The sequence below is a fragment of the Streptococcus sp. F0442 genome (genome assembly GCF_000314795.2).
In the GTDB taxonomy this organism is placed as follows: domain Bacteria; phylum Bacillota; class Bacilli; order Lactobacillales; family Streptococcaceae; genus Streptococcus.
In genome coordinates, this window is sequence record NZ_KB373314.1 from 650,320 (window position 1) to 673,196 (window position 22,877).

At 43.1% G+C, this 22,877-nt stretch carries 21 protein-coding genes; 5 read left to right on the forward strand and 16 right to left on the reverse strand.

Annotated features, from left to right (window positions below; all coding sequences use genetic code 11):
* Positions 1-6: 6 nt before the first annotated feature.
* From HMPREF9186_RS03275 to HMPREF9186_RS03305, 6 genes are all read right to left on the reverse strand, one after another.
* Positions 7-390, reverse strand: a complete 384-nt coding sequence (locus HMPREF9186_RS03275; RefSeq protein ID WP_009731401.1) for a DUF948 domain-containing protein — start codon at positions 388-390, stop codon at positions 7-9.
* Positions 391-393: 3 nt separating this feature from the next.
* On the reverse strand, positions 394-1,176 hold the full coding sequence (lgt, locus tag HMPREF9186_RS03280; RefSeq protein WP_009731402.1) for a prolipoprotein diacylglyceryl transferase: 783 nt from the start codon (positions 1,174-1,176) through the stop codon (positions 394-396).
* On the reverse strand, positions 1,173-2,105 hold the full coding sequence (hprK, locus tag HMPREF9186_RS03285; RefSeq protein ID WP_009731403.1) for an HPr(Ser) kinase/phosphatase: 933 nt from the start codon (positions 2,103-2,105) through the stop codon (positions 1,173-1,175). Before hprK ends, lgt begins: the two co-directional genes overlap by 4 nt.
* Positions 2,106-2,311: 206 nt before the next feature.
* Positions 2,312-2,593 (reverse strand): PspC domain-containing protein, encoded by a 282-nt coding sequence (locus tag HMPREF9186_RS03295; RefSeq protein ID WP_009731404.1) that lies wholly within the window; start codon positions 2,591-2,593, stop codon positions 2,312-2,314.
* A gap of 74 nt (positions 2,594-2,667) precedes the next feature.
* On the reverse strand, positions 2,668-3,123 hold the full coding sequence (locus HMPREF9186_RS03300; RefSeq protein ID WP_009731405.1) for a SprT family protein: 456 nt from the start codon (positions 3,121-3,123) through the stop codon (positions 2,668-2,670).
* Complete coding sequence (locus tag HMPREF9186_RS03305) at positions 3,110-5,236, reverse strand: Tex family protein (RefSeq protein ID WP_009731406.1); 2,127 nt, start codon at positions 5,234-5,236, stop codon at positions 3,110-3,112. Before HMPREF9186_RS03305 ends, HMPREF9186_RS03300 begins: the two co-directional genes overlap by 14 nt.
* A gap of 155 nt (positions 5,237-5,391) precedes the next feature.
* On the opposite strand from HMPREF9186_RS03305, the gene HMPREF9186_RS11540 reads away from it, so the two are divergent.
* From HMPREF9186_RS11540 to zwf, 4 genes are all read left to right on the forward strand, one after another.
* Complete coding sequence (locus HMPREF9186_RS11540) at positions 5,392-5,538, forward strand: SPJ_0845 family protein (RefSeq protein ID WP_009731407.1); 147 nt, start codon at positions 5,392-5,394, stop codon at positions 5,536-5,538.
* Entirely contained in the window at positions 5,538-6,443 is a 906-nt protein-coding gene (locus tag HMPREF9186_RS03310; RefSeq protein ID WP_009731408.1) for a permease, read from the forward strand. The genes HMPREF9186_RS11540 and HMPREF9186_RS03310 overlap by 1 nt, the downstream gene beginning before the upstream one ends.
* Positions 6,440-7,255 (forward strand): TIGR03943 family putative permease subunit, encoded by an 816-nt coding sequence (locus HMPREF9186_RS03315; RefSeq protein WP_009731409.1) that lies wholly within the window; start codon positions 6,440-6,442, stop codon positions 7,253-7,255. Before HMPREF9186_RS03310 ends, HMPREF9186_RS03315 begins: the two co-directional genes overlap by 4 nt.
* 185 nt (positions 7,256-7,440) lie before the next feature.
* Positions 7,441-8,907 carry a glucose-6-phosphate dehydrogenase gene (zwf, locus tag HMPREF9186_RS03320; protein WP_009731410.1) on the forward strand — a complete coding sequence of 489 codons (1,467 nt, stop codon included), beginning with the start codon at positions 7,441-7,443 and terminating at the stop codon, positions 8,905-8,907.
* A gap of 476 nt (positions 8,908-9,383) precedes the next feature.
* Here zwf and ftsY read toward each other — a convergent pair whose 3' ends face one another.
* The 10 genes from ftsY to yycF form a co-directional block, all read right to left on the reverse strand.
* Positions 9,384-10,988 carry a signal recognition particle-docking protein FtsY gene (gene ftsY / locus HMPREF9186_RS03325; RefSeq protein ID WP_009731411.1) on the reverse strand — a complete coding sequence of 535 codons (1,605 nt, stop codon included), beginning with the start codon at positions 10,986-10,988 and terminating at the stop codon, positions 9,384-9,386.
* Positions 10,989-11,810: a Cof-type HAD-IIB family hydrolase gene (locus HMPREF9186_RS03330; protein ID WP_009731412.1), complete on the reverse strand. Its 822-nt coding sequence runs from the start codon at positions 11,808-11,810 to the stop codon at positions 10,989-10,991. It abuts the gene before it with no gap.
* Entirely contained in the window at positions 11,807-12,613 is an 807-nt protein-coding gene (locus tag HMPREF9186_RS03335; protein ID WP_009731413.1) for a Cof-type HAD-IIB family hydrolase, read from the reverse strand. The genes HMPREF9186_RS03330 and HMPREF9186_RS03335 overlap by 4 nt, the downstream gene beginning before the upstream one ends.
* Positions 12,603-16,139: a chromosome segregation protein SMC gene (gene smc / locus HMPREF9186_RS03340; protein WP_009731414.1), complete on the reverse strand. Its 3,537-nt coding sequence runs from the start codon at positions 16,137-16,139 to the stop codon at positions 12,603-12,605. Before smc ends, HMPREF9186_RS03335 begins: the two co-directional genes overlap by 11 nt.
* A complete protein-coding gene (rnc, locus tag HMPREF9186_RS03345; protein ID WP_009731415.1) occupies positions 16,130-16,831 on the reverse strand; it encodes a ribonuclease III in 702 nt (233 codons plus the stop codon). The genes smc and rnc overlap by 10 nt, the downstream gene beginning before the upstream one ends.
* 99 nt (positions 16,832-16,930) lie before the next feature.
* Entirely contained in the window at positions 16,931-17,317 is a 387-nt protein-coding gene (locus HMPREF9186_RS03350) for a YbaN family protein (protein ID WP_009731416.1), read from the reverse strand.
* Between the two features lie 33 nt (positions 17,318-17,350).
* Positions 17,351-17,896, reverse strand: coding sequence for a hypothetical protein (locus HMPREF9186_RS03355; protein WP_009731417.1), 546 nt, complete (start codon positions 17,894-17,896; stop codon positions 17,351-17,353).
* A gap of 158 nt (positions 17,897-18,054) precedes the next feature.
* Positions 18,055-18,864, reverse strand: a complete 810-nt coding sequence (locus HMPREF9186_RS03360) for an MBL fold metallo-hydrolase (RefSeq protein ID WP_003015609.1) — start codon at positions 18,862-18,864, stop codon at positions 18,055-18,057.
* Positions 18,865-18,871: 7 nt separating this feature from the next.
* Positions 18,872-20,224: a cell wall metabolism sensor histidine kinase VicK gene (gene vicK / locus HMPREF9186_RS03365; RefSeq protein WP_009731418.1), complete on the reverse strand. Its 1,353-nt coding sequence runs from the start codon at positions 20,222-20,224 to the stop codon at positions 18,872-18,874.
* Positions 20,217-20,918: a response regulator YycF gene (yycF, locus tag HMPREF9186_RS03370; RefSeq protein ID WP_009731419.1), complete on the reverse strand. Its 702-nt coding sequence runs from the start codon at positions 20,916-20,918 to the stop codon at positions 20,217-20,219. The genes vicK and yycF overlap by 8 nt, the downstream gene beginning before the upstream one ends.
* Before the next feature lie 883 nt (positions 20,919-21,801).
* Between yycF and HMPREF9186_RS03375 the strand changes: the two genes are divergently transcribed.
* Entirely contained in the window at positions 21,802-22,851 is a 1,050-nt protein-coding gene (locus tag HMPREF9186_RS03375; RefSeq protein ID WP_009731420.1) for a DUF389 domain-containing protein, read from the forward strand.
* Positions 22,852-22,877 lie beyond the last annotated feature (26 nt).

Below are 22,877 nucleotides of genomic sequence, written 5' to 3' on the forward strand. Positions count from 1 at the left end.
TCGATTCTATTTAAATAATTTTGAAGCCATCCGAACAGCTTTAAGGCCCATAGAGGCTTTTACAGTTTTCCCACCAGCTGATGCAGCTTTAACACTCAATTGACGTGCTTGGTCATTCAAATCTGAGACAGACTCTGAAAGATCTGCTACAGCTGTAAACAAGGGGTCGATCGTTGCCACTTTTTGATTCAAATCATCCGTTAAAACATTGACTTTTGCCAATAGATCATTGGTCTGATGCAAGGTGACATTGACATCCGATGTTAAAACTTGGATGGTCTTTTGCGTCTCATCTACGACTTTTCCAATCTTTGAGAGGAAGAAAATCAGGTAAATGACTAACGCTACTAAAGCAAGGCCTAAGAGACCGTATGCAATTTCAATAAACATATGTTACTCCTTTACTTCTACATAATAAGGGGCTTTTTTGCGCCGCTGATAAATAATAATAACGAGTCCAACTAGAATTAGAATCATTGATAACCATTGAGAAACACGCAGACCTGCAAACATCAAGCTGTCCGTCCGCATTCCCTCGATAATCATTCGCCCAAAACCATACCAAATGAGGTAAAAGGCTGTGATTTCACCTTGCCTCAAAAAATGAGGTTTTCTGCGAAGAAGCAATATCAAGACAAAGCCGAGTAAATTCCAGCTGGATTCATATAAAAAAGTTGGCTGACGGTAACTACCATCTATATACATTTGATCTCGGATGAAAGTTGGTAAGTAGTTAAGACTTTTGACCGCAGCCCCATAGGCTTCCTGGTTAAAGAAGTTTCCCCAACGACCAATACTCTGTGCAATCATGACGCTTGGAGCAGCAATATCCAAAAAATCAATTGGCTCAATGAAGCGTCTACGAGAAAATAGATACAAGACCAATGCCCCAGTTAAGAGACCGCCATAGATTGCGATTCCTCCATTCCAGACTGCAAAAATCTCATCAAGATGCTGGCTATAATAGGCCCATTCGAAGATAACATAATAGAGCCTAGCTCCGACAATCGCTAGTGGAAAAGCAATCAGGATGAAATCAATGATATCATCTGGATTCATTTTCTTTCGAGGTGCCTCTTTCATGGAAAGATAAACGGCTAGAATCAAGCCAGAGACAATACAGATCGCATACCAGCGAATACTGATCGGACCTAATTGAAGTGCTACTGGATTCATTCCTTCACCTCATTTTGACTGATCAACTGAGACAAACGTTCTTCAAAGGTTTTAGTGGCATCATAGCCCATTTCTTTGGCACGAACATTCATGGCTGCTGCTTCAATCACGACCGAAATATTTCGACCTGTCTTCACTGGAATGCGAATACGAGGAATGGTGACTCCACCGATTTCCAACTCTTCTGCGTTGTTACCAAGACGATCATAAGTTTGGTCCTTAGTGTAATTTTCCAGGTAAACGGCGATTTGAACTTGTGAAGAATCCTTCACAGCGCTCGCACCGTAGAGACTCATCACATCGATAATGCCGACACCACGGATCTCTAGTAAGTGACGTAAGATCTCAGCTGGCTCTCCCCAAAGGGTCATCTCATCTCTCGCATAGATATCGACTCGGTCATCCGCTACGAGACGGTGACCCCGCTTGACAAGTTCCAAACCTGTCTCGCTCTTACCGATCCCGCTATCTCCTTGGATCAAGACCCCCATCCCATAAATATCCATCAAAACACCATGAACACTGGTACGTTCTGCCAAGCGGCTATCCAAATAACTGGATAACTCACCAGACAAACGGCTCGTTGCAACATTGCTCTTTAAAATAGCCAGCTGCTTTTCTTCCGCAGCCCGTAACATTTCTTCTGGAATTTCTAAATTCCGCGCAACAATGATGACGGGTGTCTCTGGCTGGAACATCTTGCGCAAGACTTGATGACGGTTGTGAGAGCTCATCTTCACCAAGTAAGACCATTCTTTCATTCCTACAAGCTGAATCCGCTCAGGTGTATAATAGTCGAAATAACCCGTCATCTCAAGACCGGGACGTGAAATATCCGCAGTCGTAATTTCCTTGTTTAAGAGGCGATCATCCCCGTAAACAACCGAAAGACGAAGCTTTTCCTGTATATCGCGAACAGTAACTGCCATATCATTCTCCCTTTTCAAATTCTCTTTCTATTATAGCAGATTTTCTCTTCATACGAGAGACTAAAGTACCATTTGAAAGATCCATTTTAACCCGCTTTTTAAAAAGTAAAAAGAGGCCAAGACAAAAGTCTCCAGCCTCTAGGAAATGATGGTAAGATATAAAGAAACGCAAAGTAATAGAACTTCTGCTTCAACCGGATCTCCTTTTAGAAAAACGGACTATCATTCTGATCATGGATAGGTTCGGCCTCTTTTCTCCGACGAGGTCGAAGGCCATCGTCAAATATTTCCTGCTCCTCCTCTTCCTTATAAGGTAAGGTCGTATCTAACAGTAAGTAGATAATCACACCGATAAAGGCATGGGAGACTGTAAAGAGTACAAACAAGAAACGTAGCAGCGTTGCACTCAGACCAAATTTATCAGCTAGACCAGCTAGCACACCTGAAACCAGGCGGTGGCGTTTTAATTTATAAAATGATGATGTCATTTGATTTTCCTCTTTCTAGTTAGACCTATTTTAGCAGAGTCTAACCCAGAAGAGATCCGCCTAAAGACCGATTCTCATTCCTGTCTCATTTCAAGGAGTTGCAAACGACCGTGACAGCGACCGCAAGCATATTTCCTCAGATCGATTTTTCGCTTTCGTCTATACTCTTGACCACAATGGGCACATTGATAGAAATAGATCCGCTTGACACGTCCCCTCTTCTCTGGAAGAGGTGGCGTAAAACGAAGGCCATCCACTTGCTGAAGGAGCTGTTTAAAGGCTGGATCTTTGTGGCGATAGCCCTTTCCTTGATCGTAAAGATGGTAATGGCAGAGCTCATGGCGGACGATTTTCCGAAAGGTCTCTAATCCGAAAGCCTGGTAGACCTTCGGGTTAAAATCAAGATGGCGATCCTTAGGAAAGAAACGACCTCCGGTGGTCTGGAGACGCGCATTCCACTCTGCTCGATGGCGGAATTCTCTCCCAAAATCTTCCAGAGATACCTGGCGTACATAGTCAGTCAGATTCATTCGGTGCTACCAGACTGAGGTTGACTTTCTCACGTTCCACGTCAACTTTCTTGACCCAGACCGTCACTAAATCTCCTACAGAGACGACTTGACTTGGATGCTTGATAAATTGCTTGCTCATATGGGAGATATGAATTAAGCCATCCTCGTGAATGCCAATATCGACAAAGGCTCCGAAGTCAACCACGTTGCGCACAACCCCTTCTAATTTTTGGCCAATGTGCAGGTCTTTAATATCCAAGACATCCTGACGGAGCACTGGTGCATCAAAGGAATCCCGCAAATCGCGACCTGGTTTTAGGAGATCAGCAATGATATCTTTCAGGGTTTCCGGCCCCAGTTCTAGCTGGGTCGACATTTCCTCTATCTTGACAGCTTTTAATTTTTCTTGAGCAGATTCATCTAGTTCGGTAATCCCAAGGAGTTGAAAGAGTTTTTCAACTTCCTTATAACTTTCAGGGTGGACGCCAGTATTGTCCAAAATGTTTTTACTTTCAGGAATGCGTAAGAATCCCGCCGCCTGCTCGAAAGCCTTGGCTCCGAGACGAGGGACTTTTTTAATCTGCGCGCGTGAGAGGATCATCCCTTCTTCTTCCCGGTATTTCACAATATTTTCAGAGATGGTCTTATTAAGCCCTGCTACATGCGCTAAGAGAGACGGACTAGCCGTATTGATATTGACCCCAACTTGGTTGACGACCGTATCCACCACAAAATCCAAACTTTCCGTCAATTTTTTCTGATTGACATCGTGCTGGTATTGACCCACACCGATCGACTTGGCATCGATTTTCACCAACTCAGCCAAGGGATCTTGCAAGCGGCGGGCAATAGAAATAGCAGAGCGTTTTTCAACTGTTAGCTCTGGGAACTCATGACGGGCCAACTCACTAGCTGAGTAGACAGAGGCTCCACTTTCATTAACAATGACATAGCGAACTCCTGGATGGTCATGGAGGACCTCTGCGACAAAGGCCTCACTTTCACGGCTGGCGGTTCCATTTCCAATCGCAATAATTTCTACTCCGAACTTCTTGATCAAGGAGGACAGATCCTTTTTAGCCTGCTCGATCTGAGCTGGTTTTGCAGGAGCAACTGGATAGATGACCTGGGTTGCAAGCATTTTGCCTGTCTCATCGACAACCGCTAATTTGGCACCGGTCCGAAAAGCTGGGTCAAATCCAAGGACCACGCGCCCTTTCAATGGAGGTATTAACAGGAGATTCCGTAGATTCTCAGAGAACAATTGAATGGCCCCGTCTTCTGCCACCTCCGTCAACTCTGTCCGAATCCGACGTTCAATCGCAGGTACGATTTTTTTCTTAACCGCTTGCTGAATAACTTCATCTACATAGGCATTTTTGGTTTTAAAACGAGCCTCAAAAATACGAATGATCCGATCCAGATGGTGCTCGAATCCGACTTTGAGAACGCCCAATTTTTCCCCACGATTGAGAGCCAGGGTCCGGTAGCCTTGCATATTCTTGATCTTCTCGGAAAAATCATAGTAGATTTCAAAGGTTCTCTTAGGATCTAAGCTTTCATCCTTCAAGGTTGACGTCATGAGGGAATGCCCATGAATTTCTTGATAAGTGAGGGCTCGTAATTGGGTATCCTCTGAAATAGCCTCTACCAAAATATCCACTGCACCAGCTAAAGCCGCTGTTTCAGTCGGGAAGGTCTCACAGGTAAATTTCTGTGCCTCTACTTCCAAGTTTGGACTATTTTGCAGGATGAGACGTGCCAAGGGGAAAAGTCCTGCTTCTCGAGCAATCGTCGCCTTAGTCCGCCGTTTTTCCTTATAAGGTAGATAAAGCTCTTCGACATCCGCTAATTTTTCAGCAGCTTCAATAGCCTGCTTGAGCGCCTCTGTCAGTTTGCCTTGTTCCTCAATCTTAGCAAGGACGGTTTCCTTCCGTTCAGCTAGGGCTGTTAAGGATTTGTCCCGATCAATAATAGCCTTGATTGCAACCTCATCTAAATTTCCCGTCAGATCTTTTCGATAACGGGCAATGAAGGGAATGGTTGAGCCTTCTGCTGTCAGACTCAATACGGTATCGATTTGTTTTAAGCTAACACCCAATTCTTGGGCTATTTTTTCATATTTATCCATAGCTTCTATTATAGCATATTTTAGCGTAGCCAAGGCTTCTAGCAACCTATTCTGCTATCTATCTCAGGGCTAGCCATTCCCCTTTCTATACTCCATTTCCCCCATGGTCTTTCCTTTTTGTTATAATGATAGAAAAGGAAAAAGGAGGCCCAAAAATGGCTATTAAATTTTCTAAGACGGATGATCTTGATAAAATGTTTGAAAACTTTGCAAGTTTTCCAGATCTAGAAAAAACAGTTGAATTCCCCGAAGAAAAAAAGAAAGCAGAAACGGCTGCTAAAGATGCAAAGAAGGCTAAATAATGACATTCTTTCAACACCTTCCCTCTAGCGTCTTGCAGGCTGGGGCTATTTTTCTCTCGATTATCATCGAGGCCCTGCCCTTTGTCCTGATCGGAAGTATCATTTCAGGAATGATTGAGGTTTATGTCACACCTGAGAAGGTTTACCGTTTTCTTCCCAAAAATAAATTTGGGCGGATCTTCTTTGGGACCTTTATCGGCTTTATCTTTCCTTCCTGTGAATGCGGAATTGTTCCCATTATCAATCGCTTTCTAGAAAAGAAAGTCCCTAGTTATACTGCTGTTCCCTTTTTGGTGACAGCACCGGTCATCAATCCCATCGTTCTCTTTGCGACCTACTCAGCCTTTGGGAATTCTGTTAAAATGGCCCTCTACCGCGCCCTTGGTTCCTTGCTTGTCGCAACGGTACTAGGGATCTTCCTTGGCTTTATTCAGACAGATTCGATCCAAAAAGAACATCGCAAACCTGTGCATGAACATGATTTTAGCGATTTGAGCAAAGGCCAAAAGCTCTTTCAAGTCTTGGTGCAGGCGATTGATGAGTTTTTTGATACAGGACGCTACCTGGTATTTGGTTGTCTCTTTGCCAGCCTCGTCCAAGTCTATGTCCCAACACGGATCCTTACCTCGATCAGTGCGACACCGGTTATTGCTATTCTCCTCCTTATGGTCTTGTCCTTCCTCCTCTCACTTTGTAGCGAGGCGGACGCCTTTATCGGCTCTTCTCTTTTGAGTAGTTTTGGAGTAGCGCCGGTGCTGGCCTTTCTGGTGATTGGTCCCATGCTGGATGTCAAGAATCTCCTCATGATGAAAAATTACCTCAAGACCCGTTTTATCTGGCAATTTATCGGAATTGTCAGTGGAGTTGTGCTCCTATACTCTTGGATTGTGGGGGTAGCTTTATGATACGATTTTTGATCTTAGCAGGTTATTTTGAGCTTACCATGTACCTGCAATTATCTGGTAAGCTCAATCAATACATCAACTTACACTATTCTTACTTGGCTTATATTTCAATGTTTTTGTCCTTTGTTTTAGCTCTTGTGCAGCTGATCATCTGGGTCAAACAACAGAAGATCCACAGTCATCTATCTGGCTTCTGGGCAAAAGTAGCGAGTGTCTTCTTGCTCTGTATTCCTCTTTTTGTCGGCTTATTTTTCCCAACAGTGACGCTGGATTCACAAACAGTCTCTGCAAAAGGCTACCACTTTCCGGTTGCAGCAGGTTCTTCCAAAGAAATCCAACAGGATGAAGGGACAACAACTCAGTATCTCAAACCGGATACCAGTAGCTATTTCACTAAGTCTGCCTATGAGTCAGAGATGAAGCAAGCAGCTAAGAAATATGTTGATAAAAAGGTGATCCAGGTGACCACTGAGAATTATATGGAAGTCATGGAGGTCATTTATGATTATCCAGATCAATTTGCGGGAAAAACCATCGAGTTGACCGGTTTTGTATACAATGATCCTAATAACAAAGACAGTCAATTTCTCTTTCGTTTTGGGATCATCCACTGTATCGCAGACTCAGGTGTCTACGGTCTTTTAACAACCGGTGCTCCTCAACATTTTGACAACAATACCTGGATCCATGCAAAAGGAACCTTGTCCATTGAATACCACAAACAGCTCAAGCAAAGTTTGCCTGTCCTCCACATTACGGATTGTCAAACCATTACACAACCAGATAATCCTTATGTCTACCGCGTATTTTAATGGAGAGACTAAGTTCCTTCAAGAGGTCTTAAACCCATATAAGCTAGAACACTCCTTCGTTCTAGCTTTTTCTATGCTATCTACTAAAATCCCATCGGAAAATATTCAGAACAACGATTCCATCAAAGAAATCTTGCTGATTTTATGGTAAAATATGGTTAATTAAATAGGAAATAGGTACTTAAATGTCTTCAAAAGTTATTGTAACCATTTTCGGAGCTAGCGGGGATTTGGCCAAGCGCAAACTATACCCGTCCCTTTTTAGGCTCTACAAATCAGGTAATCTATCTGAAAACTTTGCAGTGATCGGGACAGCCCGCAGACCATGGAGCAAGGAATACTTTGAATCGGTCGTGGTAGAATCTATCACAGACCTCGCAGATAGCCCTCAACAAGCTCAAGAATTCGCCAGCCATTTCTACTATCAAAGTCATGATGTCAATGATACCGAACATTACATCGCTCTGCGCGAATTGCAAAGCAGCTTGGATGAAAAATACCAAACGGAACACAACAAGGTCTTCTTCTTGTCTATGGCTCCTCAATTTTTTGGAACCATTGCTAAACACCTAAAATCAGAAGGGATTGTGGATGGACAAGGTTTTGAGCGCCTGATCGTTGAAAAACCTTTTGGTACAGATCTAGAAACGGCTAGTCAGCTCAACAAAGAATTGGAAGAAACCTTTGATGAGGAGCAAATCTTCCGAATTGACCACTACCTTGGCAAAGAAATGATCCAAAATATCTTTGCCATTCGTTTCGGCAATCTCATTTTTGACAACCTCTGGAACCGAGATTTTATTGACAATATCCAAATCACCTTTGCTGAACGCCTGGGTGTTGAAGAACGCGGTGGCTACTATGATCACTCTGGAGCCCTCCGAGACATGGTGCAAAACCATACCCTTCAGCTTTTGTCTTTGCTTGCCATGGATAAACCAGCTACCTTTACCAAGGATGCGATTCGAGCTGAAAAAGTTAAAGTTTTTGAGCAATTGCACAATCCAACAGATGATGAGTTAAAGAAATTCTTTATCCGTGGTCAATACCATTCAGGGACCATCGAAGGGAAAAAAGATATCTCTTATCGCAGTGAGCCCAATGTCGACCCTGAATCTACTACGGAGACCTATGCTTCTGGGGCATTCTTTGTTGATAGTGATCGCTTCCGTGGAGTTCCTTTCTTCTTCCGTACTGGAAAACGCTTGACGCAAAAGGGAACCATGGTCAATGTGGTCTTCAAGCAAACCGACTCCATCTTTGGACATAGTTTGCAACCTAATGTCTTGACCATTTATATCCAACCAAATGAAGGTTTCTCATTGAGTATCAACGGAAAAGAGGTCGGAGAAAAATTCAGTATCGCACCGATTTCCTTTGACTACGAGACAGATGCGACCGCAACTGGAGCTTCCCCAGAGCCTTATGAAAAATTAATTTTCGACGTGTTGAACAATGACTCAACCAATTACAGCCACTGGCACGAAGTCCGCGCTTCATGGCAATTGATTGACCGGATCGAAAAATTATGGGCCGAAGATGGAGCACCGCTCTATGAGTACAAATCAGGATCCATGGGACCAACTGCATCCGATGATCTCCTTGCAGACTACGGAGCAGAGTGGGTTTGGAAACCTGAACCTAAGAATTAAAGTAAGCCACCTTCGGGTGGTTTTTTGATAGCGCAAGGAAACAAAAAGGAAGCTGGGACAAAAAGATTTTGATTTTAGGAATTCTCTATTATAAATTTTTAAAATCGATAGATTAGACAAAAAAGCGAACAAGACAGTATTCTGAGTGTCAGGTAAACTCGTTTTGTTCGCTTTTTATATTTAAGGTTAGACTTTTGTCCCCAGACTCCCCAGAATGGTGACAAACTATTTTAAAGGAAAATAAGTTAAATGATTCTGCAAAAAAATTAAAATGGGTTCTAATTTTTAAATAGATTCAAAAAAATACCGAAACTTTCCGCTGTGAGAAAAGTGCCTAAAACAATAACGTTTCAGGCACTCGGAATTATTGAGACCCTAGGCTCAATAATTAGTCATGGAACTTCGAAGAAGTTCGCTGACGTCCGTACTCACCTAAGGAAAGTTTTTAATATGACTTTGTCTTTTTCTATTCGACTTTAAATCAAGCCTTCCAAGAGACCTCTCATGAAGTTTTCTGAATGGAATGGTCCGATGTCATCAATCTTTTCTCCAAATCCAATCAACTTCACCGGGATGTCCAATTCTTCACGGATCGCAAGAACAACCCCACCTCGAGCCGTTCCATCGATCTTGGTCAAGACAATCCCTGTCACAGGCGTAATTTTTGAAAACTCTTTGGCTTGCACCAAGGCATTTTGACCAGTTGAAGCATCAAGAGCCAGCAAGGTTTCATGCGGTGCATCAGGCACCACTCGCTTGATAATCCGGCCGATTTTTTCAAGCTCGGCCATGAGGTTATCCTTGTTTTGCAGACGACCTGCCGTATCAATCATCAGAACATCGATATTTTCAGCAATCGCGCGTTCCATTCCATCGAAGACGACACTAGCAGGATCTGATTTTTCAGGACCTGTCACAACTGGAACATCTACTCGGCGCCCCCATTCTGCCAGTTGAGCCACTGCTCCTGCACGGAAGGTATCTGCTGCAACCAACATGACTTTCTTGCCTTCTTGTTTGTATCGGTGGGCTAACTTCCCGATAGAGGTTGTTTTACCAACTCCATTTACTCCGACAAAGAGCATAACCGTGAGGCCATCTTGAAAACGAATGGCTTCATTAAATTGGCCATCCTTTTCATACAAGTCTACCAATTTTTCGATAATCACGCGCTTGAGAGCATCTGGTTTTTTAGCATTTTCCAAACGGGCCTCATAGCGCAACTCTTCGGTTAAATTAGAGGCAACTTGAACCCCAACGTCACTCATGATCAAGAGTTCTTCCAATTCTTCAAAGAATTCTTCATCGACTGAACGGAAATTCGCAAAGAAGGCATTGAGACGTGCGCCAAATCCAGTCCGTGTCTTTTTCAAGCTACGATCATATTTTTCCTGAATAGTTTCTTGCTGAGGTGCGACCTCGTCTTGAATCGGCTCCTCTGCCTCTTCAACAATTCTTTCCTCAACGGCTGATGCAGCTTCTCCTTCAGGAAGTCTGGACTCGGCTTCCGCTACTTCTGAAGTTTCCTCTACTTGAGCGATCGCTTCTGATGCTTCCGGTTCTGGAACCTTCACTTCTGTCGTGCTCACTTCTACTGGCTCAGCGTCAGGTGATGGTGACTCTTCTTCCAGTTTTATAACATCAATCTCATCTGCTTCTTCAACATGTTCAGTTTCTTCCGCTTCAGATTTCACTTCTTCAAGAGGCTCAGTTTCCGTTTCATCAGCTACAGGTGAAGCTTCTTCAGGAGTTTCTTGTGTTTGAGCAGGTTCAAAGACAACCGGAGACTCCTCTACAGGTGCTTGGTCTTCATAAGTCTCTGAAGTTCCAATTTCTTCAACAAGAGGCTCCTCTGATGGCTCTTCTTGAGTGACCTGATGAGTAGCTGCAATTCGCGCTTTGAGCTCTTGGTAATAAGCCTCCATATCAGCGATTTTTTGCTCTTCCTTGTCATTTAAGGTAGCCACTGGCTCCTCTTTGACAGTTTCTTCAACCTCATTACTTTCCGTCACTTCTTCAGAAGACGGAAGCACTTTTTCAGCTTCTTCTTTCTTTCCAAATAATCGATCAAATAATCCCATTTATTCACTCTCCTTTAACACATAATTTTCAATCGCCCATGCGACAGCATCTTGGTCATTGGTCACGGGTGCAACAAGTGCCGCCACCTCTTTCACTGCCGGGACCGCATTACCCATAGCAACCCCTAGTCCAGCCCACTGGATCATTGACAGGTCATTGGCTTCATCTCCACAGGCCATGACTTGATCTGCCTCAAGACCCAAAATAGAAGCCAGTGCCTCTAAGCCCGTTGCCTTATGAACATTTTTGGGGCACCATTCCAACAACATTTCCCTAGATTTAAAAATTTCATAGTCTTGAAATAAGTCCGGCCTGATCTGCTTGATCACCGTATCTAAAAAGTCTTGATCAACGGCTGTCACACACTTGTTGTAGGATAACGTAGATGGCAGGTCTTTAAAATCTGTATCAATAAAGTTCAGGTAGGGATTGTAAAGGGAATAGAGAGACTTTCGCTCTGAATGAATCTCATAAACCGTTCCCTCACTGATCGCATCCAGCGGAAGGCCGAGACGAGCTGTTTCATCATGAATGGTTGCAACATCTTCTGCTGCCAAGACAACTTTTGAGAGGATCTCTCCATTATTTCTCTGCACCAAGCCACCGTTGAAAGTAATTGTATACTCTTCTTTGAGGCCTGCTGTTCCCAATTCTTCCAAAAGAAAATCCATAGCTTTCAAGGGGCGACCAGTGGTTAGAACCACCTTGACACCTTTGGCCTGTGCAGCAGAAAGGGCTGCTCTATTGCGAGGAGAGATCTTTTTTTCAGAATTGAGAAGGGTCCCATCTAAATCCAGCGCAATCAAGGCAATCTGACTCATAGGATTTCCTCCATATAGCGTAGGACAGAACCCGTCTCATGGTGGCCGATGACTGTTTCAGCAATCGCTAAGATTTCAGGACGTGCATTTTCTGGCGCTACAGGATGGCCCACGACTTGCATCATATGGAGGTCATTTAGGTTATCCCCAAAAGCCATCACCTGATCCATCGTGATCCCTAGTTTATCCGCTAAGGCAGTAATCGCCACTCCCTTATCGACATAATCGAGGACAATATCAATCGATTCAAAGCCTGTCGTCATCGCTTTGACACCTGGGACATTCTCAGTGACCCATTGCTCTCCTTCAAGAACAAGAGCTGCATCGAAGTTGGTGGTCATTTTGAAGATTTCATCTTGAATATCGACTAAACTCTTCACTTTTTGAATATTTTCATTATAGTGTTGACTCAAGGCAAGATAGTCAGGATCCACTGTTTCTAGGACATAGCTCCCTTTTTTCCCTGTCAAAAGCAATTTATTGGGGTCTGCATAAGGGGAAGATTTTAGAGCTTCAAAAACACCCAAATAAAAGTCTTTGGACATGGTCGCTTCGTAGAGATCTTCTCCATGAAATTCTACCACACTACCATTTTCAGCAATGAAAATCATTTGGTCCTCAAATCCTTTAAAGAGGGATTTGAGAGAAAGGAGGGCACGGCCACTCGCAGCAGCAAAATAAATGCCTTTTTCTTTGCAGCTGGCTAATACCTTGCCTAATCGTTCTTGATCGTACTGATGTTGGTCATTTAGAAAGGTTCCATCCATGTCCGTAGCAATCAATTTAATATCATTATTCTTCATTTTCTAAGTCTTTCAATTTTACTGAGACGATTTTAGAAACCCCAGATTCCTGCATAGTCACCCCATAGATAGAATCTGCAGCTGACATGGTTCCCTTCCGGTGCGTCACGACGATAAATTGGCTTTCCTTATCAAAGCGGTTGAGGTAGTCTCCAAAACGCTTGACATTGGCTTCATCCAGGGCTGCCTCTACCTCATCCAGAATGACAAATGGAATGGTCTTGACACGAATAATCGAGAACAAGAGGGCCAAGGCAGACAAGGCCTTTTCTCCACCACTCATGAGGTTTAAGGATTGGATCTTTTTACCAGGTGGCTGCACAGAAATCTCAACACCAGCTGTCAGAAGATCCTGCTCTGTCAGAATCAAATCAGCAGAACCCCCACCAAACATTTGACGGAAAGTGACTTTAAAGGATTCACGAATGGCTTCAAAGGTTGATTTAAAGCGTTCCTTGACTTCGTCATTCATATCGTTGATGGTCGACAGAAGCATGTTTTTCGCAGCCAAGACATCCTCACGCTGGCTAGAAAGGAAATCAAAGCGTCCCTTCACTTCATCGTATTGCTCAATCGCATCCACATTGACTGGACCAAGTGCCTTAATGTCTTTTTCGATGCTCTTGAGCTGGTTTTCAGCTGCCGCAAGATTTTCAACCGGTTTGGCCTGTTCTTTGGCTTGGTCAAAGCTTTGCATGAATTCATCGGTAATTTGCGTTAAGAGCTTGTTCAAGCGATCCGCATGCTTTTCACGTGTTGCTTCAGCCTTGGCTTGTTGGCGAATCCACTCTTCGTTTTTCTTGCGCGCTTGTTCCATCTGTTCTGCCACATCTTCGGCCTGGCCTTCCAAATCATCCAGCTCAAAACGTTTCCGAATAACTCCTTGTTCCAAATCTGTCTTCTTGGCTTGCGCTTGTGTCAATTGATTGGATAGCTGCTCCACATCCACTGTCTGAACTTGGGCATCGCCTTGTTCAATCAGTAATTGCAACTGATGCTCTTCTACTTCCAACTGGGAGATCGTTTCTTCCAAGCGACGAGCATCTGTTTGTTCGTAGCTTTGTTGGCTCTTATATTCCGTCTGTTGGAGTCGCAATTCTGCCAATTGCTCTTGCAGGTTTTGTACCTTTTGTTGCAGAACATCTTTGTCCGACTTCATGGTTTCAATGTCGCGGTTCAAGTTTTCTTTATGAAGCTCAATTTCTGCCAATTGCTCAGTAAGGGACTCCAGCTCTTCTTGGAGAGTTTGAGTCGCATCTGTTGCCAATTCTGACTTCAAAGCTTCCAAGAGTTCCTGAATTTCTTGCAGTTGTTCTTGGCTTTGTTGGTAAGCCAATTGGGCCCTCTGTTGCTCCAGACGCGCTTGCTCACCCTGGCTTTGAATAGAGGCCAAGTATTCTTGCGCTTGCTTAAGCAGATTGTCCTTGGTCTCTACCTCTTGCTCTGCTTCTCTCAAACGAGTATCCAGAGCTTGCATTTCCTGTTTTAAACTGTCCAATTCTGGTTTGACAAAGACCGTATTTTGGGAACGATTGGCACCACCGGCGTAAGAGCCACCCGTCCGCAATTCGGTCCCATCTAGGGTCACGATCCGAACTTGATAGTTGACTGTACGAGCCGCCTCACGCGCATGCTCCGTCGTGTCAAAGATGGCCGTTACTCCAAGCAAGTTTTGGAAAATCTGTTCAAAACGATTCTCATAGGTTACCAAGTCACTCGCAATGCCTAAAAATCCTGCACTGGTTTGAATCAGCTCCAGATTCCGCGGAGAAAGTTGACGGGCTTTGATCGTCGTTAGCGGGAGGAAAGTTGCCCGTCCCAAGCGATTGCGTTTCAAGAAGTCAATCGCTCGCGTTGCCGCCTTTTCATCCTCGACAATGATCTGTTGGCTACTAGCCCCCAGAGCAATTTCAAGCGCTGTCTGGTAGTCTTTTGAGAAGCTCAAATTCTCACTAACAGCCCCACAGATGCCTCCTAGACGTTCTGCTTCTTGTAAGACGCTCTTGACGCCTGCATAGAAGTTACTATGGTTCTTCTGAATGGCTTCCAAGCTATTGATCCGCGCCCGTTTGTTTTTGCTCTCATCCATCAAGTCAAACATGGCCGTTTGAGCCTCTTGGTAGGCAGCTTTGGCTTGCTCCACTTTTACCAATTGATCTTGGTATTCTGCTAATAGGGCTTTGACCGTCGCTTGTGCCTGATCCAACTCTTCCAATTGTCGAACTTCTTTTTCCTTGGCAGCTTCAAAATTGGATTGCGCCTTGATCAAGTCCTCTTGACGATGACTAGATTCTTGCAGGAGTGCTTGGATCCGGCTCTCAATAGCAGTCCGCTCATTAGATTTTTCAGCTTCTGTCTGTAAGAGCTCCACATACTGCTCACGTAGATGCTCAATGACTTGTTCCGGATCTTCTTCATAGTTAGCTAATTCTTTTTCCAACTCTTCTTGTTGCTGACGGTTCTCTGTCAGATTTTGTTGAAGAGTTGCTAGCGTCTCTTGTTTTTCAGCCAGCTCTTTTTTCGCTTCTTCCAGACGGGCCAAAACAGCATCCAGTCGCTCTAGATTTTCCTTGCGACTATGGGCTGCTTGACTCGATTGCAACTTAGCGACTTCGATTTGCTTTTCTAAATCACTAATCAAACGAGTGACCTCTAGCAAACTGGCCTGATCTTCAGCCAAGCTCGCATCCAACTGATGGCGGGCTTTCTTAATACGGAGGTTATCTTCTTCTAAAATCTGACGACGTTGGTAATAAGAGGCCAACTGTTCTTGAATGGCTTTTTCTTCTTGGTTAGCCTTTTCATAGAGATCCTTTGTCAGATCTACTTGAGCGACCAAAACGTCCAGTAAGAGAACCTGGCGTTCTTGATCTAATTCCAAGAAACGGCGAGCAACCGTCGCTTGCTTTTCAAGAGGTTGGATCTGTCCTTCTAATTCATAGAGGATGTCTTCCAGACGGTCCAAATTCTCCTGGGTTTGGTTGAGTTTGGTCTCCGTTTCCTTGCGCCGCGTCTTAAATTTCAAGACACCAGCAGCTTCTTCAAAGATAGCCCTGCGTTCTTCCGGTTTGGAGTTAAAGATCTCCTCTACCCGACCTTGAGAGATAATAGAGAAGGAATCCCGTCCCAATCCCGTATCCATGAACAAATCATGCACATCTCTGAGACGTACTTTCTTACCATCGATCTTGTACTCGCTGTCTCCCGAGCGATAAATATGGCGTTCGACCCGAATTTCTTTCCCCGCTTGTTGGATAAAACCATCCTGGTTATCCAAGACAACCGTTACACAAGCATAATTTAGCGGTTTACGCGATTCTGTCCCTGCAAAGATGACATCGGGCATCTTGCCCCCACGTAGACTCTTGACACTGGATTCTCCTAAGGCCCAGCGCAAGCTCTCCGTGATATTTGATTTTCCAGATCCATTAGGCCCTACAACAGCAGTGACTCCTTTGTCAAACACGACTTTTGTCTTATCCGCAAAGGATTTAAAGCCTTGGATTTCAATCTCTTTTAGATACATGGCCCATCGTTCCTCGTTTCAACTGCATTGCGGGCTGCTTCTTGTTCCGCTAATTTCTTGGAGCGACCATGACCGTGCCCTAGGGTTTTGCCGTTCACGAACACTTCCACTTCAAACTCCTTTGCATGAGCAGGGCCGGACTCGCTGACCACTTGGTACTGGATCTCCACATCCCCATGAACCTGCAACAGTTCTTGCAAACGGGTCTTGTAGTCAATAACTTGAGAAAATTGACCCGTTTCCACCTTGGGAATCATAACCTGATAGACAAAGCGCTTGACCGCTTCCACACCTTGATCTAAGAGCAAGGCACCTAAAAAGGCTTCAAACAAATCGCCAAGAATCGTATCGCGGTCCCGACCGCCTGATTTTTCTTCGCCTTTGCCTAGTTTAATATAACGGTCAAATTGGCAATCCCGAGAAAAACCAGCCAGACTTTCTTCACGGACAATCATGGAACGGAATTTAGACAAATCTCCCTCAGGTCTGTTTGGGTGTTCCTTATACAAATATTCGGAAATAACTAATTGAAGAACAGCGTCTCCTAAAAATTCCAAACGTTCGTTATGTGAAATTTTTAAGAGGCGGTGCTCATTGGCATAAGACGTGTGTGTAAAAGCTGTATCTAATAAACTGCTATCTGAAAAAACGATCTGAAACCGTTCCGATAACAGGGCTTGTAATTTCTCCATAGGAAGCCTACTTTCTAATAAATTCATACCTTTAAGTATACCAAAAAAGAAGCACGAACGCACTTCTTTTCCTAGTTCAAGGGCCTGAATTCTCCATTTTTACTCAGGATCTTCGTCTGTTTGATTTTCCGGCTTATTGGGGATCACTTTTAAGAGATAAAAGGTGATAAAAATCGTCAAAGCCCCTAAAGCAAGCTTCACCCAAATAATCGGTGCCAGATAGATGGAAATGCCCATCAGAATGTAGATCTGAAGAAGGATCCATTTTTTCCGTTCTTTGGCAATCGATTTGGTCTCTCGATAATCCGCTACATAGATTTGATAAAGCTTGGTTTGGTAAAGCCAAGTTTCAAAGCGTTTGGAACTTTTGGCAAAGCAAGCCATAGATAAGAGTAAAAAGGGGGTTGTCGGTAAAATAGGCAAAGGAATCCCAATAATTCCTAGTCCCAATGATATAAAACCAATCGTAAGATAAACAAGGCGCATTTTCTTCTCCTTTGTATGTTTCTTTTTTCGTAATCACTCTACAGCGTTCACATCTGACATTTGAAGTGTCATCTTAGAGGGGTCTGACATTCCATCGACAATCGCCATTTGCTCCTCGTTCAATGGTAATAATATCAGAGTCGCTGTATGAGAGGGTAATTCTCCACTATCTTTGATGAAATAGCTAACCTTTTGATTCTTAAAAATAGTCTTACCATCATAAGACCACGTAATTGAAAAATTTAAATCTTTCTTGATATTTACATCTGTCTTATTGACCAACATGAGCGCTGCTCTTCCTTCAGAAATAACTCCCGTGAAGTAGAGCGCCATATTCCCCTCGCTACCAACTTCAGGATGGTCTTTAACCAATTTCTTCCCTAACTCAATAAGATCAGACGTCTTTCCTTCATATTGAGGGGCCACCACAAATTTCAATTCTTTTTCTTTTTTTGAAGACTCTGATACTTTTGTTTCCTTCGCCATTTGAGTGGAGGTTGACTCTTTCGTATCTTGCTTAGACTGACTACAAGCTGTTAAAGCAACTAAACTTGCCAGTAATAACATCATCTTTTTCATTTTTCATTTCTCCTCTTCTTTGATTGTACAAAACGTGACTCTCATTCAGAATTCGCTCTTTCTTATCATACACGAATTTAAGGTAAAGAGCAAATTCATCACTAGATGAAGGGATTTTCAACAGCTATCAAAAAACCACCCGCAGGTGGTTTTCCATCTTATATCTTCGTCAAAGGGGTCGCTGTGTCTGGTGACGTATCCAGCACCTCAAAATCATGACCGACTGCTAGATCTGCTCGAGCCAGTTGATTTTCCATGGTCATATGGGCCAATTCTTTGATATTGTTCTCTTTTGACAAATGGCCCAGATAAATCTTCTTGGTACGATTTCCCAAGGTTCGGATCATGGCATCTGCACCATCTTCGTTAGAAAGGTGGCCTAGGTCAGACAAGATCCGTTGCTTCAAACGCCAAGCATACGAACCTGCTCGAAGAATCTCTACATCATGGTTGGACTCAATCAGATAGCCATCCGCATCCGCGACGATACCTGCTAAGCGATCGCTCACATAGCCCGTATCCGTTAGCATGACAAAGCTTTTGCCATCCTTCATAAAGCGATAAAATTGAGGGGCTGCAGCATCGTGACTGACCCCAAAACTTTCGATATCGATATCTCCAAATGTCTTGGTCTTCCCCATTTCAAAGATATGCTTTTGAGCATCATCGACCTTTCCTAGATACTTGGTCCCTTCCATAGCCTTCCAAGTGGCTTCATTAGCATAAAGATCCATGCCATATTTCCGCGCTAAAACACCCACACCATGAATATGGTCTGAGTGTTCGTGCGTAATCAGAATGGCATCTAAATCTTCTGGTTTGCGATCAATTTCAGCCAATAGCCCCGTAATCTTTTTCCCTGAGAGCCCTGCATCGATGAGCAGTTTTTTCTTTGGTGTCTCAAGGTAGAAAGAATTTCCACTAGATCCTGAAGCTAAAATACTGTACTTAAATCCCTTTTCTGTCATTGACTCCTTATTCTTCCTCTTCTGTATCCCAGTCGTCTTTAATCGCATCTTTATCGTACGGCAAGACAATGGTAAAGGTAGATCCCTTACCATATTCACTCTTGGCCCAAATAAAGCCTTTGTGCTGCTTAATGATCTCCTTAGCAATGGCTAAGCCCAGACCTGTCCCACCTTGGGAACGGCTACGCGCCTTATCTACTCGGTAAAAGCGATCAAAAATCCGTGGCAAGTCTTTCTTGGGAATTCCCAAGCCCTCATCTGAGATGGAGATAATCAACTGGGCATCTGTTGTTTTCATCCCTACCTTGATTTTCCCACCATCGGGTGAGTATTTGATGGCATTGTTCAAGATATTGTCGATTACCTGGGTCATTTTATCCGTATCAATTTCAACCCAAATAGGGGTGATTGGATATTCACGGATCAGTTCATACTTCTTGGAACCTTCTTGCGATTGGCTCTTGATCTTATCAAACCGGTTTAAAATAAAGGTAATAAAAGCTGTAAAGTTGGTCAACTCAATGTCCAACTGACTAGTTTCATTATCGATTCGTGACAAACTCAACAGATCTGTGACCATACGCATCATCCGGTTGGTTTCATTGAGCGAAACCTTGACAAAGTCTGGTGCTACCGGCTCTGACAAAGCACCATCGTCCAAGGCCTCCAGATAGGATTTTACACTGGTCAAGGGTGTCCGCAATTCATGACTCACATTAGAGACAAAGAGACGGCGTTCCCGCTCTTCCTTTTCCTGCTCTGTCGTATCGTGCAAGACAGCTACCAATCCAGAGATAAAGCCAGATTCGCGACGGATCAAGGCAAAGCGCACTCGAAGACTAATGTATTCCCCATTTTCATCCTGAGAGTCAATCGTCAACTCTGGTACTTCCGTAATCAACTTCCGCAGATCATAGTCGTCTCCGATCGAGAGCAAATCAAGAATACTGGTATTGAGAACCTCGTCCGGATTGACATTCAATTGCTTGGCTGCCATTTCATTGACCATGATGATCTGACCCCGTCTATTGGTCGCAAGCACTCCATCTGTCATATAGGCTAGAATACTGGTCAGCCGCTTGGTTTCCTGCTCCAGGTTTTCATGCGTCAGACGAATAACCTCGGACAGATCATTGATACTATTGGTCATATCGGTCAGCTCGGGGCTTCCTTGCATGTCGACCACTTCAGAGTAAACCCCAGCAATCAGATCCTTAATTTTCGTGTTTAGTTGTCTGAGCTTGATATTGTCCCTACGGTTCTCTAGAAGAAGTAAGGCCACCACAATGATAAACCCAACCGTAATCAGAACAAAGACAAAGTTCGACGACATGACAAAATGTTTTATTAGATCAATCATTGTTTCTCATATAATACCCGACACCACGGCGGGTCAAGATATATTCCGGACGTCCCGGTGTGTCTTCAATTTTTTCACGCAAACGACGAACCGTCACATCCACTGTCCGAACATCTCCAAAGTAATCATAGCCCCATACTGTTTCCAGAAGGTGCTCACGAGTCATAACCTGACCCACATGGGTCGCAAGGTGATAGAGCAACTCAAACTCACGATGGGTCAAATCCAATTCTTTATTGCCTTTTTGAACCAAGAAAGCATCTGGGAGAATGTGGAGATCTCCAATTACAATCTCCGTATCGGCCTCATTTTCAAGCTGAGGATCCGCCGCAAACTCGGAACGACGCAACAAGGCCTTCACACGTGCTTGCAATTCTCGATTAGAGAATGGCTTAGTCACATAGTCATCTGCCCCAATTTCAAGACCGATGACCTTATCAAATTCTGTATCTTTGGCAGAAAGGACAATGATGGGCACATTACTGGTCTTCCGAATGGTACGCGCCACTTCCAAGCCATCAATCTCTGGCAACATCAAATCTAGAATAATAATATCCGGATTCTCAGCCGAAAAGACTTCCAAAGCTTCCCGGCCATCAAAGGCTGTCAAGACTTCATAGCCCTCTTTTGCCATGTTAAATTTGATAATATCTGAAATTGGTTTTTCATCATCAACGACTAATATTTTTTTCATCTTACATACCTGTTTCTAATGCTTCTTTTCCTAATCAATCTCTATCCTCTTATTATATCAAACTTATGAAGAAATGTGGAGCCTCAATTGCTGAACTTTCCAATAAGAAAGGGTAAAAAAGACCGAGAAGTTAAAATCTCAGTCTCAGAAAAAACGAATGATATGTAGAAGATAAAATCACTTGAGTGATTCTAAAAAAAGTTAATTTCCTACTTGCTAGAAGGAATGAATCATTTATTAAAAACTTTCCGTCGTGAGAAAAATGAGAGTGGGACAGAAATCGGTAATTCGTTAGAATTCGATTTCGTCGTCCCACCTCCGCACAGTTGAGTAGGGCTGTAAAAGCTGATGAAATCAGCCTAGTAGAGCCCACTCAACCACTGCGTCTTGCTCGATAATCCAAAGACAATTGAGAGGCTAGGACTTTTGTTCCATCCTCACTCGGGAGTTTTGGAACTTCATAGAAGTTCGCTGACATTCTTACTCACCTAAGGAAGGTTTTTTAGATTGTTTTATCCTCAATCTTTTTATTTTTTCATTATTTCTCAACACGTGATTTGTTGGCGATATCAGCTAGGATTGCTGCTACAAACTCATCATGTTTAAACATTAAAACGGTATCTACTTTCAGAGGAGATATCGTTTTTCTTCTTCGGATAAGGATACAAAAATTTCTTCCTTTCTCTATCTTTTGAATTAATTGATTTCTTCAAAGACTGACTGTAAAATTTTTGATATAATATGCAGGATGGACTGATGGATATTTAAAAGATAATGTTCAAAAGAATTATAAGTGAGCATTAAAAATATGTCAGTTTGGACAGAAATCTCTCTACCATCATCCATGCAGAAACAAGATTATATGAAATAAAAGGAGTAACCAATGTCCGGAAACTATTCAACACGTGAATTCCGCGAGAAACTATATGATGACCTTCATGTTCGATTAAGAGATACAGTGATTTTGATGTGTTCGATTTTTATTGCCTCTATAGGTCTAAATATGAATTCAACAGCTGTCATTATTGGAGCCATGCTGATTTCCCCTCTTATGACACCGATTATTGGACTTGGGTTTGGTTTAGCTATTTTTGATACGCGTTTAATCAAGCAATCTCTAGGGGTTTTATTTACTCAAGTATTGGTCAGTTTGCTTGTCTCGACTCTATATTTCTGGATTTCTCCCTTATCTTATGCAAGTAGCGAATTGATTGCACGAACCTCTCCAACCATTTGGGATGTTCTCATTGCTATTGCGGGTGGGATAGCAGGTGTCATTGGTTCAAGGAAAAAAGAAGCAAACAATATCGTGCCAGGAGTAGCCATTGCAACTGCTCTAATGCCACCTATCTGTACTGCAGGTTATGGTTTAGCTAATGGAAATGTACGATTTTTATTTGGAGCTCTCTATCTTTTCTTGATCAACTGTGTCTTTATCATGCTAATCAATATTGTTGGAACAAGAATTATGATGAGACAATCTCCCTTAAGTTCATTTAATGAGCTAAACATTAAAATGAAAATTGGGTTGATATCCTTGATTGTATTATTGGTCCTTCCAGCCAGCTATTCAGCAGTCACTCTGACGATGGATCAAGCGCGAAAAGAAGGGATCAAACAGTTTGTAGGAAAAGAGTTCGCCAATCATACGGTCATTAATCAAGTCTACAAGTCAAGGAATAATGAATTGGTCTTGACGGTTGTTGGAGATCCGATTTCAGAAGAAAAATTAGAAACCATTCGCCAAAAACAAGCCTCTTACGGTATTCAATCTGTTCAATTGAAAGTCAATCAAGTCCATAATTCGACAAAATTAGATAGTGAGACGACCAAGGAATTTTACGAAAATATTGACAAGTATATCGATCAAAAACTCTCTGAAAAAGATTCACAAAACGATCTCGTAAAAGAAAATGAAGCAGACAAGGACTGAGGATAGTCAACTTATCTAACTCATGG